The organism is Chryseobacterium sp. MYb7 (assembly GCF_002979455.1).
Lineage (GTDB): Bacteria > Bacteroidota > Bacteroidia > Flavobacteriales > Weeksellaceae > Chryseobacterium.
The window spans coordinates 26,604-38,929 of the sequence record NZ_PCOU01000013.1 but is presented as its reverse complement, the minus strand read 5'-3'; the positions used below and the strand labels follow the sequence as shown (position 1 = coordinate 38,929).

Genomic DNA, 12,326 nt, shown 5'->3' with positions numbered 1-12,326 from the left:
TTTTTAAGCTTTATTATTTAATACAATCTCCGAAACACTTTTTCCCTGAGGGATCATCGGAAATACATTGTGCTCTTTTCCAGTCATTACTTCAAGGAGAAAAGATCCTTTGTGATCCAGCATTTCACGAAGAGCCCATTTCAGGTCTTCTCTCTCGGAGACTTTCTTTCCTGAAATATTGTATCCCTTTGCCACCTGAACAAAATCCGGACTCTGGATATCTACTGAGGAATATCTTTCTTCGTGAAACAGCTCCTGCCATTGCCTTACCATTCCCAGATAGCAATTATTCAGAATTAAAATCTTCACTTCCGGATGGTACTGCATAATGGTTCCCAGTTCCTGAATATTCATCTGAGCACCGCCATCCCCCATCACCGCAATAACAGGGTAATTGGTTTCTGCATAATATGCACCTATTGCTGCGGGAAGACAGAATCCCATTGTACCTAAACCTCCACTTGTGACATTGGTTCGGGAATGTTTGAAATGAGAGTAACGGCATGTTGCCATCTGGTGTTGTCCCACATCTGTTACAATTACCGCCTCACCTTTTGTCATTTCATTCAGGTAACGGATAACTTCTCCCATGGTAATCTCACCTTCTTCAGGATAAAGCTCTGTATTGATCAGCTTGATAGTTTCAACTTCATGACATTTTTTGAATCTTTCATGCCAGTCATGATGTTCTCTTTTTGCAATCCTTTCCGTAAGAAGAGGAAGAGTATGTTTGCAGTTCCCAAGAACCGGAACGTCTACTTTTACATTTTTATTGATCTCAGCGTTATCAATATCCAGGTGAATAATTCTGGCCTGTTTTGCATATTGATCCAGTCTTCCGGTCACACGGTCATCGAACCTCATCCCGACAGCTACTAAAACATCGCATTCGTTGGTTAATATATTCGGGCCATAATTTCCGTGCATTCCTACCATTCCTACAGCTTGAGGATGGTTTGTGGGAATAGCACTCATTCCTAAAACCGTCCAAGCTACCGGAATTCCTGATTTTTCTGCAAGCTGTAAAAATTCTTTTTCGGCTTTCCCCAGCATAATCCCCTGCCCTGCAATGATGAATGGTCTTTCTGCATTATTGATCAGCTCTGCAGCTTTTTCAATATTTTCCAGACATGGATCTGGATCCGGTTTATAGCTCCTCAATGAATTACATGGTGAATATCCTTTATAAGCAACAGACTGCAGCTGGGCATTTTTGGTCACATCAATCAATACAGGGCCAGGGCGGCCGGATTTTGCAATGTAAAATGCTTTCGCTAATACTTCGGGAAGTTCATTGGCATCGGTCACCTGATAATTCCATTTGGTAACAGGACTTGTGACATTCATTACATCTATTTCCTGAAAGGCATCTGTTCCCAGAAGGTGTTCAAAAACCTGCCCTGTAATACATACCAAAGGAGTATTATCCAATAGCGCATCTGCCAAACCGGTTACAAGATTGGTAGCTCCGGGACCACTGGTTGCCAATACAACCCCGACTTCTCCTGAGACTCTTGCTAAGCCCTGTGCTGCATGTACTGCCGCCTGCTCGTGGCGTACCAATATATGTTTCAGGTTCTCCTTATAGTCGTAAAGGGCATCATAAATAGGGATAATAGCACCTCCCGGATATCCGAAAACGGTTTTCACCCCTTCCTGAAGAAAGGCTTCAAGAATGATCCGGCTTCCGCTCAGTTGTATTTCTGTTGATATATTCAGGTTTTCCATATTTTTTATTGAGTGATTTCGTCTGTTACACAGCCTTCTGCCGCTGATGATACTGTTAATGCATATTTATAAAGCAATCCTTTCTGTACTTTAAGAGGTGGTTTTTGCCATCCTTTCTTTCTTCTTTCTATTTCTTCTTCTGAGACTTTGAGCTGTATGGTGTTATTTACGGCATCAATTTCAATCAGGTCATTATCGTTTACAAAAGCTATCAGACCTCCTTCGTGCGCTTCCGGAGTGATATGTCCTACTACAAAACCATGGGTTCCTCCGCTAAATCTTCCATCTGTAATTAAAGCAACACTGCTTCCCAAACCTGCTCCTATCAATGCACTGGTAGGTTTCAGCATTTCCGGCATTCCGGGAGCTCCTTTCGGGCCTTCGTGACGGATGACAATGACATCACCATGCTGAACAGTTCCATCCTGAATTCCTCTGATCAGATTTTTTTCGCCATCAAATACCCGGGCTTTTCCTACAAAACGTTCTCCTTCCTTCCCTGTGATCTTGGCTACACTTCCTTTTTCAGCAAGATTTCCGTATAATATTCTCAGGTGTCCGGTAGCTTTTACAGGTTCTGACAATGGTTTTATAATTTTTTGAGTATTAAAATCCAGATCAGGAACATTTTCTAAATTCTCAGCTAATGTCTTTCCGGTTACTGTTAAGCAATCACCATGTAATAATCCCTGGTTTAAAAGGTATTTCATTACAGATGGTATTCCTCCATGTTCATACAGATCCTGCATCAGATATTTTCCGCTTGGTTTCAGGTCTGCCAGCACCGGAGTTTTATCACTCATCTTCTGGAAATCATCCTGAGTAAGCGGTACTCCGACACTTTTTGCCATGGCTATAAAATGCAAAACTGCATTGGTACTTCCTCCAAGAATAACAATCATTCGAAGAGCATTTTCAAAAGCTTTGCGGGTCATGATATCCGAAGGCTTAATATCTTTTTCCAATAATATTTTCAGGTATTTTCCTGCCTCAAGACATTCTTCCTGCTTTTCTTTGCTTAAAGCCGGATTGGAAGAAGAATATGGAAGACTCATTCCTAGTGCTTCGATAGCAGAAGCCATTGTATTGGCAGTATACATTCCACCGCATGCGCCTGCTCCCGGGCATGAATTCTTTACAACTCCATCAAAGTCTTCTTCAGTGATTTCGCCTGCAATTTTTTTACCCAACGCTTCGAAGGCAGAAACGATATTAAGCTGTTCTCCTTTGTAGCAGCCTGGAGCAATTGTCCCTCCATACACCATGATGGATGGTCTGTCCAGTCTTCCCATCGCAATAATAGTTCCCGGCATATTTTTGTCACATCCTGGCAATGCGATCAATCCATCGTAGTATTGCGCTCCGCAGATGGCTTCGATACTGTCTGCAATTACATCACGGCTTACCAAGGAATAGCGCATTCCATCTGTTCCGTTGCTCATTCCGTCACTTACTCCGATAGTGTTAAAAATCAATCCGGCTAATCCATGATTCCATGTTCCCTTTTTTACTACCTGAGCCAGATCATTCAAATGCATATTACAGGTATTTCCGTCATAACCCATACTGGCAATTCCGACCTGAGCCTTGTGCATATCTTCTTCTGTAAATCCTATCCCGTACAACATTGCCTTGGCTGCGGGTTGCTCACTGTTCTGCGTGAATGTTTTTGAATATTTATTTAACATATTTTTCCTGCATTTTCTATTCTTTTCCTCTTCTTAAAATGGAGTTCTTTACTAAATTTTGACCCAAAACTACATTTTGTAATATTCTTTTCATTTTCGATTTTCCTAAATCTACAATATTCAACGATTAAGAAAATAGAATCATTTAACTGATAGTCAACCATTTAAATATTAAAAATTTACAATGACAGAACTCTTACTAATTTCAAATACGCCTGTTGTATTCTTTCACTTGCTGTACCTTCCCAGTCTTTGGCAAAAGGAACATCATCAAGTGAATTCAGTGCAACAATTTCAGCTGCTGTACCACAGAAAAAGCCTGCATCTGCCCCTCTCATTTCTTCAGGCTTGAAAAAGGTTTCTTTTACCGGGATATCAAGCTTTTCGCAGATCTCAAAAACGGTTTGTCTTGTAATTCCCGGAAGGATACTTCCTTTGCCCGGAGTATATAAAACCCCATCTTTTTCATAGAAAACATTGGCACCTGAACTTTCAGCAACGTTTCCGTTTTCATCCAGAACCAGCGCTTCATCATACCCTTTGTCTTTAGCATCCTGACACGCCAGTATTGAGTTTACATAATGCCCTCCTACTTTAGCTTCCACCTTGAATGCTTTAGGATTAGGACGTTGAAAAGGGGAAGTCATAATTTTCATTTTGTCTGCCAGATACCCGTTATTCCATTCCCAGGCAAGAAGTGACAGATAAGATTTTTGTCCTTTTGAAAGTGACATATTAGGCGAACACGTGACCAACGGACGGATATAAGCATCTGTAAAACCGTTGCGTTCCAGAAGTTCATAAGTAAGATCTGTAAGCTGTTCAACAGAATAATCGAAAGGAATATGCATCAGTTCTGCTGATCTTTTCAATCTTTCATAATGTTCCTTTGCTTTGAAGATTTTGGTTCCCTGATCTGTGCTGTAGGATTTAATTCCTTCAAAAACAGAATAGCCATAATGAAGTGATTGTCCATACAGATCTGTTCCTGCATCTTTCGCTTTCATAAATTTTCCGTCAAAGTAGATCGTCGTCTCGTCGTTGTAATACATTTTATATTGGTTTAAAAAAAATTAAAATTGGGAATAAAAAAAGCCCTCTCACAGTGTGAGAGGGCTCAATATATGTACAGTCATACACTTTCCTTCTCACAGACGCAAGGGAATAATAATGACGATAATAATTACTGATACTAACTGATACATATTCTTGTACTATAAAATTAAAACAAAAAAACCGTTTCATAATTTGAAACGGTTTTATATATAATTTAAATTTAAATCTATTTAAAATGCCGTTTCTTTACTGTTGCTAATGACAACAGCGATAATAGAAATGACAATAATATTTTTCTGATTCGTAAAATTCATATTGCAAATGTATAAACTTTTTAATTACTCACAAGTTTTTTTTACACTTTTTATTTTTTTCGTAAAAAATGAGTCAACGTTTCCTTTGCTGAAGCCACATCATGCACCCTCAAAATCTTCGCTCCCTGTTCCAGTACTTTCGTGTGAAGTTTTTGTGTTTCTTCATTGATATCCAAGGGTGATTTCCCAAGTGGTTTATAGATAAATGACTTCCTGGAAATCCCTATCAAAAGGGGAAATTTTTCGAATCCGAGGTACTCAACTTCATGGATCATTTTCATCTGATCTTCGACAGTTTTTCCGAAACCAAATCCGGGATCAAGAATGATATCATTCACCCCTTTTTCTAAAAGTTCTTTTGTTTTTTTAGCAAAATATTGATTCACTTCCAGCGTAATATCATCGAATTTTATTTTATCGTGCATGGTTTGGTAGGAAGGATTTACATGCATAAGGATGTAAGGAAGCTTAGTCTCAGCTGCAGCAGCAAACATTTCAGGATCATATTGACCTCCTGAGATATCATTGATCAGATCAATTCCTTCGCTAAATCCGAATTTCACTGTTTCTGCATAAAAAGTATCAAGAGAAACCAACGCTTCCGGGAATTCTTTTTTGATCAGAGAAATGAGATTTCCGATTCTGTTTACTTCTTCATCAGCTCTTAAGAATTCGGCATTGGGACGTGTAGACTGGGGACCAATATCCAATATTTCAGCCCCATCCTTCAATAGTTTTTCAGCGTGTTTCAATGCTGATTTTTCATTATTAAATTTCCCACCGTCAGAGAAAGAATCCGGCGTCATATTGAGGATTCCCATGATCTTTGGAGTGTCTAGTTGTATTAAACGACCATTGCAATTGATTGAATAGGTTGGAGAGTCTGAGGGTTGGAAAGTTGGAGGATTGGAGAGCATGAGTTGGATGATGATTGATAACTGATTTCTATAGTGCAAAATTAGTGATTTATGTGTTTTTAATGAGAAGTAAAGTCTGGAAATTATGAATTATGAATTAAACTCCTGCACTTTTAAACACTCCTACCCCAAATAATTTCAAATCTCGTCCTCACAAACCCGAAAAATTCCCACTCACTAACTCTCTAACCCTAAAACCCTCTTACTCTCACACTCCACTACCTTCAGACACACAAACTCAGCTTCACAAATTCAAAAATCTAAAACCGAATTCGTATATTTGGAAGATTAAGAAAATTTATGCTAAAAACATCAGTACAGTTCGAGAAAATTATCAGTCAGTGCCGTGATCTTTTCGGTAAAAAATTGCAGGATTATGGTGCAGCATGGAGGGTTTTACGACCAAGCTCCATTACAGATCAGATTTATATTAAAGTGAACAGAATCCGTACGCTGCAGATGACTGATAAAAAGATGGTGGATGAAAGTGAAGAAGATGAATTTATCGCCATTGTGAACTACTCGATCATTGGACTTATTCAGTTGGAGAAAGGGCTTTCCAATGATTTCAACGAAAATAAAGAAGAAATTTTAGGTCTGTATGACAAATATGCTAATGAAGCAAAGGCTTTGATGGAAAGAAAAAATCATGATTATGGTGAGGCATGGAGAGACATGAGAATCTCTTCGATTACGGATCTTATTTATCAGAAAGTATTAAGAACTAAGCAGATTGAAGATAATCAGGGACAAACTATCGTTTCGGAAGGGCTTGATGCCAACTATTTCGATATGCTGAATTATGCGGTCTTCTGTCTGATCAAGTTCTCGGAAAAAGAAAATCAATTCCAACCTAAAACTATTTAATATGCTCAAAGGTTTATTACGCTTTATTATTGCTGTTATTTTTATCCTTTCAGGCTTTGTGAAAGCCGTGGATCTGGTAGGTTTTTCTTTCAAAATGGAAGAATATTTTGCTCCTCCGGTTTTCAATATGCCATTTTTAGAAAAGTTTGCTCTGCTGTTTTCGATTATCGTAGTCGTGCTGGAGCTTTTCTTAGGATTTATGCTGCTGCTTAAATTAAAGCTTAAATTTACCTTATCCATATTAATTGCGCTTTGTGTTTTCTTTGGATTCCTTACGTTCTACTCTGCTTATTTCAATGTGGTAACAGATTGTGGATGTTTTGGAGATGCCATCAAATTTACGCCTTGGCAAAGCTTCCTTAAAGATGTTGTGCTTCTGATAGGATTGATTATTCTTTTTGTCTTATACAGAAAAGATTTCCGTAAAAAAGATGCGTATGGAATTACTCAGAAAGAGTCTTCCAACACATTTAAATACATTCTTTTAGCTGTATTTTCTTTGGGAATGATCTACGTGATGGCACAGGGAATTATGCATGAACCCATCATTGATTTCCGTGATTATAAAATAGGAACAGATATTAAAGCTGAAAAAGGAAAAATTGAGAAAAATCCTTCTGAATATAAGACTTTCTATGCTCTGAAAAATCAGAAAACAGGAGCTGTTGTAAAAGTAAATCAAGATGATTATATCAAAAAAACAGAATACTGGGCAGAGGGTTCTCCATGGAAAATTGAAGAGGGGAAAAATGAATCTGTGCTTACTAAAGAAGGATACAAATCTGAAATTGTGAAATTTAAGATTGAGGACACAACCGGAATGGAGATTACGAATGAGATTATCAATGCTCCAAAAGCTGTTTTGGTATTCTCTTATCACCCAAAAGATGTTCCCGCTGATCTTCTTCAGAAAGTGGAAGCGAAAGTAAATACTCAGAAAGGAGCACTTATCTATGGAATTTCTACGTATCCAAATACTTTTAAAACGATTAAAAATGCAATGATGGATGCAACGGCTATCAAAACCATAGCGAGAAGCAACCCATTTGTACTGATTCTTGAAAAAGGAAAAATTATAGACAAACAGCCTGCAAAAGACTACGTTAATTAATTATAAATGATGAATGATGAATTATAAATGATGTGGTTACGAGAAATATTTGTATCCAATTATCAATTATAAAATTTAAACACTAAACTTAAACATACAACAACTCATGCAAAAATCAAATAAATCAATCGCCGGTTATCACTTATTAATGATTCTTTCTTCAGTGGACGGAGAGTTTGCTCCCGAGGAAGGAATGCTGGTACAGCAATACATGGCGGATGAATTTCCCTTCAGAATGAATCTTGATAATGAGCTTGAAACACTGGCTCTTCTGCAGCCTGAAGAATGGAAAGATCATTTTGAATTCCATGCAAGATGTTTCCACGAAGACTCTACAGAGGATGAGCGTGTAAAGTTTGTTCAGTTTGCAAAATCACTGATCAAAGCTGATAATAAAGTAACTGAAGAGGAACATACATTCTACGTTCTGCTGAAAAATCTTTGGGGATTATAAGCACTAACCGAATTTAAATTTAAATAAATCTATATATAAATCTTATGAGAAGAAAAATAGTTGCAGGAAACTGGAAAATGAACAAAAATGTAATTGATGCACAACAATTGATGATTCAGTTACTAAGCTATAAAAATAACAATGCTACCAATTGTGAGGTTTGGATTGCTCCGCCTTCATTGTATTTAATGATGGCAAAAGACATCTTTGAAAAGGATGAAATTGGAGTATTTTCTCAGGATATGAGTGAGCATGAAAGTGGTGCATATACTGGTGAGATTTCTGCAGATATGCTGGAATCTATTGATGCTACCGGATCTTTAATCGGGCACTCTGAAAGAAGACAATACCACGGTGAAACAGATTCTCACTGTAACAGAAAAATTAAATTAGCGCTTGACAAAGGTCTTATCCCTGTTTATTGTAACGGAGAAACTCTTGAACAGAGAAAAGCAGGACAACATTTTGAAGTGGTAAAAAATCAGACTGAAGTAGCTCTTTTCACGCTTTCTGCTGAAGAGATCAAAAAAGTAGTGATTGCTTACGAACCTGTTTGGGCTATTGGAACGGGAGAAACAGCAACACCTGAGCAGGCTCAGGAAATCCATGCGCATATTAGAAGCATCATTGCTGCTAAATACGGTCAGGAAGTAGCGGATGAAATTTCTATTCTTTACGGAGGTTCTGTGAAGCCGGACAATGCTAAGGAAATCTTCTCTCAGCCAGATATTGATGGAGGTCTTATTGGAGGAGCTGCTTTGAAATTGGAGGATTTCTCTAAGATTATTGAGGGTTTCAACTAAGATCAAAACAAATAAATACACCAGAGGCGGCATCTTCGATGCCGTCTTTTAAAATCGTAATGTGCTTGTTCATCGTGCATTGCGATTTTATTTTGTGAAAACTTTCCGACATATTTCCGACAATCAAAACTCAAACCCCTTTCAATGATCTCTGTTGCAGGGATACAAATACCATGCCCGAAAGACAAAAACGATACTCTTTTTGTGGTTGTTCAAAACCTTAAAAAATGCGAAATGTTATTATTTTGAAAGATCAACAGATAGCTAAATAGAGGACCATATTAACTATATAGAATAATAAAAGCAACTACCTAGCACCCCCATAGTAAAAACAGATCTTTTTACCTGCTTTCTGATTTGTAGATAGTGATAGTTTTATTTTCTTGGAGTGATCTACCCTCGTTACATCATATATTATTTTTGACTTTCTGAACAGTTCCAATACTGACCGAACAAATTTTAGCCGTATCTCTGATAGAATTTCCTTTCTTTAGGCTCTTAATTACTTCTTTATACTTAAAAAGGAAATCTTCCATGCTCTCCGTAGAACCTTTCTCTCGTCCTTTGTAAATACCTTTCGCCTTTGCGAGCGCAATCCCCTCTCTTTGACGCTCTAAAATGGTTTCTCGCTCTAATTCTGCGATGTTAGCCATGACAGAAATAATAAGTTTGAATGCTTGATTCTCTTTACCCTTAATCAGGCTTTCTATTCCGAGATTATCTACTTTGAGAATAACGCCCTTTTCTTTGAAAAATTCCAGAGTTGTTAGTATGTCATAGAGATTACGTCCTAACCTGTCAATAGAACTCACCGAAACATAATTAATTTCGTTATTCTCAATAGCTCTTATCAGTTCCTTTCCCTGTTCTCTATCCTTAAAAGGAGTAGAACCGCTAACAACATCAATAAATACTCTTTCGCCCTGCGCTTGTCTCTCTTCCTGTCTTGCCGTGTTCTGTGCCCCTGTTGAAACTCTTATATATCTCGCTTTCATAATTGTAAAATGTTATAAAGCACCCTGCATTTAAACAAGGTGCAAAGATTGTTATTGTAGCTAGTTTCGGAAGTAATACCCGTTAGAACTCATATAATCATACATCAAATGTCTGGCTGTTGCTTCTCAATCAATGTATATGTAAGAGGGCAAGTTTTCAGGAATTGAACCCTCCTGTTCTAAAGTAGTCTGGGCAAAATCTTCGTCTGAATCATACTCACCATAATAAGAATCTGAAAGGCTGTCTAGTAGGTTGCTTATGTCCTCATGATAATAACTCATGCAATCTGCATAGGCTTCTATAACCTCAAAATCATAATCTGAATTATTAATCTCTTCGGCTATCTCATAAATGTTTACTGAAAGATGACATTCGCTAATTAGCTTTTGTTTGATAAAGAACTCCGAACATTCATAATCCTGAAACATGATCTCTGGTTCGTCTTCGTCTTGGTGAAGATCCTGCATAGCCTGTAAAAGCTCGTCATAATTTGAATAATCTGATAATTTAAGCCATGAGCCATAAATGCTCCCTGAATTGTACTTACTGTAAGTACCAACATAGATTTGGAAGTCCTCCAAACAATTTTGTAACTTTGCCATTGTAGATAAGTTTTAATTAGCGTTAGAATTTTTTACACTTCCCCGTTCAATATTGATAGTATTGACGGGGTTTTTTGTTGGTTTATAGTAGTCGAAAACTGTGCCAAATGTTACAAAAATAGGGTGATATTCAATGAAATAGCAACAATATTTTGAATCCGTAAAAGATCTCTTAACATCTGTTATAACTTTAGATTACAGTCTAAAAATGTTCAAAAAAAGTGTTGAGATTTTTACACCTCCCAAAAACTTTTGCCCGGCTTTCAACAGGTGGGGGTACTATCAAAAACTCGCCTTACCCCCTCCCCCTAAGACTACTATGGGTACTCTATCGAGACATATAAAAAGAATTTGAATAATTTTCAAAAAATTATAAAATATGTGGAAAACCCCATAGGATGAATTGAGCTTTTTCATTATACTTACGCAGTTAAAACTTACTACAAAATATATAACTTTAACATTTATTTGTATGAACGATCAAAATACTCTTACTCTAATCACTGCTCTTGGAGCGCCTGTACTAGTTTTTATAGGAGGTTTAATTAGCTGGTTCCTTAAAACTCAAAAAGAAGAATTAAAAGCTATTGAAGATAGAGCTTTAGAAAAAAGAATTGAAACATATAACAAAATCTTAAATCCATTTATAACTCTTTTTGCAGCAAAAGAAAATCAAAAGATGAAAGACAAGGCTCTTGATGAGATTACCTCAGTTGATTATAGAAAGGCAGGATTTAATCTTATTACTTTTGGCTCAGACGAAATGGTAAATGCATATAATGAAATGATGCAAGGGTTTTATAGCGGAGAATCATCTGACAACCCAAACCAAACTATGAAAAAATTTGCTAATTTCTTATTAAGCATAAGAAAGGATGTATATAATAAAAACACAAAATTAAAAGATTGGGATATGCTCAGATTCATGATTACTGATATTGATACAATAATTAAGACTATACCATAAGCAATAGATTTATAGAAAAACTCACCTAAATAAGTCTACCTTAAATTAAAAAGTAATGTATAAAGAATTTATCAAAATCATTTATGAATCTCAGATTTTTTCATCATTTTTGCAAATAATGAATTTAAAAACGGTTTAATTATTGATATAGAAAAATTTATCTAAAAAGCTATCAGCTATTTAGATGACATAACGAAAAAAGTGTAAACTTTTAATTGCTTTCTTGATAAACGGCAAACTTATATAAGAACAATAAGCAAAAACAAAGTTGGCACACTTGCTATATGGCAGGTGTGGCTATCTATTTGTTTTATTGTTCTGGGTTTTTGCCGACCTTTCAAGATAAGCATTTGGAATAGTCCATCTGCTTTTTTTGTTGCCCAAAATCAAACAAAATAGAAACAATGATACTAAGCATCAAACAACAAAAATTCTTATTCTTCTGGATTATATTCAATACTATCGGATATGTAAGCTATCTCACAAATTGGCATCCAATGTACACAAATACTTTGAGAGGTGAAGGAATTGTAATCTATGAAGAATATTATCTATTCACTCCTGATTACATTTCCTGCCCTTTATGTGATACCAATTATTCACCTGCATCTCATTTTTACCCTTTCCATAGCTTCAGCTATAAAACTTACAAGGGAAGTTATGTTTATGACGGATTTATTGGACTTTGGGGCTATTACGATCATCAGGAATATATCATATATGTAATTCTCCCACTCATTATTCTCTTACTTATTTACATCTATAAAAGATTATTTTCTAAGAGCAACAATTCAACAACTATTAACAATCAAAAATAATTACA

The 12,326-nt window shown here is 36.6% G+C and carries 12 protein-coding genes; 6 read left to right on the top strand and 6 right to left on the bottom strand.

Translation table 11 applies throughout. The features are described from left to right. Positions 1–3: 3 nt before the first annotated feature. The 4 genes from ilvB to folP form a co-directional block, all read right to left on the bottom strand. Positions 4–1,728: a biosynthetic-type acetolactate synthase large subunit gene (gene ilvB, locus CQ046_RS12015; protein WP_105702474.1), complete on the bottom strand. Its 1,725-nt coding sequence runs from the start codon at positions 1,726–1,728 to the stop codon at positions 4–6. A 5-nt stretch (positions 1,729–1,733) separates the two neighbouring features. Next, a complete protein-coding gene (gene ilvD, locus CQ046_RS12010) occupies positions 1,734–3,416 on the bottom strand; it encodes a dihydroxy-acid dehydratase (RefSeq protein WP_105702473.1) in 1,683 nt (560 codons plus the stop codon). A 179-nt stretch (positions 3,417–3,595) separates the two neighbouring features. Further along, positions 3,596–4,468 (bottom strand): branched-chain-amino-acid transaminase, encoded by an 873-nt coding sequence (ilvE, locus tag CQ046_RS12005; protein WP_105702472.1) that lies wholly within the window; start codon positions 4,466–4,468, stop codon positions 3,596–3,598. A gap of 368 nt (positions 4,469–4,836) precedes the next feature. Next, positions 4,837–5,607, bottom strand: a complete 771-nt coding sequence (folP, locus tag CQ046_RS12000) for a dihydropteroate synthase (RefSeq protein ID WP_105702471.1) — start codon at positions 5,605–5,607, stop codon at positions 4,837–4,839. Between the two features lie 396 nt (positions 5,608–6,003). Between folP and CQ046_RS11995 the strand changes: the two genes are divergently transcribed. The 4 genes from CQ046_RS11995 to tpiA all read left to right on the top strand — a co-directional run bounded on the left by CQ046_RS11995 (position 6,004) and on the right by tpiA (position 8,938). Then, positions 6,004–6,570: a DUF1599 domain-containing protein gene (locus CQ046_RS11995; RefSeq protein ID WP_105702470.1), complete on the top strand. Its 567-nt coding sequence runs from the start codon at positions 6,004–6,006 to the stop codon at positions 6,568–6,570. Position 6,571: 1 nt separating this feature from the next. Then, entirely contained in the window at positions 6,572–7,681 is a 1,110-nt protein-coding gene (locus CQ046_RS11990; protein ID WP_105702469.1) for a BT_3928 family protein, read from the top strand. A 106-nt stretch (positions 7,682–7,787) separates the two neighbouring features. After that, the gene (locus tag CQ046_RS11985) at positions 7,788–8,135 is read left to right on the top strand and encodes a TerB family tellurite resistance protein (RefSeq protein WP_034692300.1); all 348 of its coding nucleotides are present in this window, start codon (positions 7,788–7,790) and stop codon (positions 8,133–8,135) included. Positions 8,136–8,179: 44 nt separating this feature from the next. Next, on the top strand, positions 8,180–8,938 hold the full coding sequence (gene tpiA / locus CQ046_RS11980) for a triose-phosphate isomerase (RefSeq protein ID WP_105702468.1): 759 nt from the start codon (positions 8,180–8,182) through the stop codon (positions 8,936–8,938). Between the two features lie 407 nt (positions 8,939–9,345). Here the strand turns inward: tpiA and CQ046_RS11975 are convergent, their stop codons facing one another. Continuing rightward, the gene (locus CQ046_RS11975) at positions 9,346–9,933 is read right to left on the bottom strand and encodes a recombinase family protein (RefSeq protein WP_105702467.1); all 588 of its coding nucleotides are present in this window, start codon (positions 9,931–9,933) and stop codon (positions 9,346–9,348) included. A gap of 126 nt (positions 9,934–10,059) precedes the next feature. Next, positions 10,060–10,515, bottom strand: coding sequence for an antirestriction protein ArdA (locus tag CQ046_RS11970; RefSeq protein WP_228406936.1), 456 nt, complete (start codon positions 10,513–10,515; stop codon positions 10,060–10,062). Positions 10,516–11,008: 493 nt separating this feature from the next. Between CQ046_RS11970 and CQ046_RS11965 the strand changes: the two genes are divergently transcribed. Beyond that, positions 11,009–11,503: a hypothetical protein gene (locus CQ046_RS11965; RefSeq protein WP_072922115.1), complete on the top strand. Its 495-nt coding sequence runs from the start codon at positions 11,009–11,011 to the stop codon at positions 11,501–11,503. 404 nt (positions 11,504–11,907) lie between these two features. Next, entirely contained in the window at positions 11,908–12,321 is a 414-nt protein-coding gene (locus tag CQ046_RS11960) for a hypothetical protein (RefSeq protein ID WP_105702466.1), read from the top strand. Positions 12,322–12,326 lie beyond the last annotated feature (5 nt).